Source organism: Aeromonas sp. EERV15 (assembly GCF_900079845.1).
GTDB lineage: Bacteria > Pseudomonadota > Gammaproteobacteria > Enterobacterales > Aeromonadaceae > Aeromonas > Aeromonas sobria.
In genome coordinates, this window is sequence record NZ_FKKY02000115.1 from 1 (window position 1) to 468 (window position 468).

1 pseudogene is annotated in these 468 nt (G+C 66.0%); it reads left to right on the top strand.

Annotation, left to right across the window (positions count from 1 at the left end):
* A pseudogene (locus BN4575_RS20655) lies at positions 1–325 on the top strand (sugar ABC transporter permease); the annotation flags it as partial.
* Positions 326–468 lie beyond the last annotated feature (143 nt).

Genomic DNA, 468 nt, shown 5'->3' on the forward strand with positions numbered 1-468 from the left:
GACCCGCTGGCAGCAGTTCCGCCACGTCACCGTGCCGGGGCTCAGGCCGGTGTTCGTGTTCGTCGTGACGACGACCGTCCTCGCGTCGGCCAACATGTTCGGGCAGGCGTACCTGGTCACCGGGGGCGGGCCGGGCAGCGAGACGCGCACGACGATCATGTACATCGCCGAGGAGGGGTTCCGGAGCTTCCGGCTCGGCTCGGCGGCGGCGATGAGCTGGGTCCAGGCGTTCCTGCTCGCCCTCGCACAGGCGACCCAGTACAGCGTGGTTCAGGGGGCTGAGCAGCGTCCTGCGCGTCCCGGCGCAGCGCAACGCCTCCCTTGAGTTCGCTCTCGGCACGGTGTCACCTGAACGCCGTCATGTCCAGAGACGAAACAATCGAGCGCGCATGATTTACCGCCTCATCGCTGGACCTTTCCAGGAGCCGTGAAACCGATCTACCGTGGACTCGATGAGATAGGATTTGT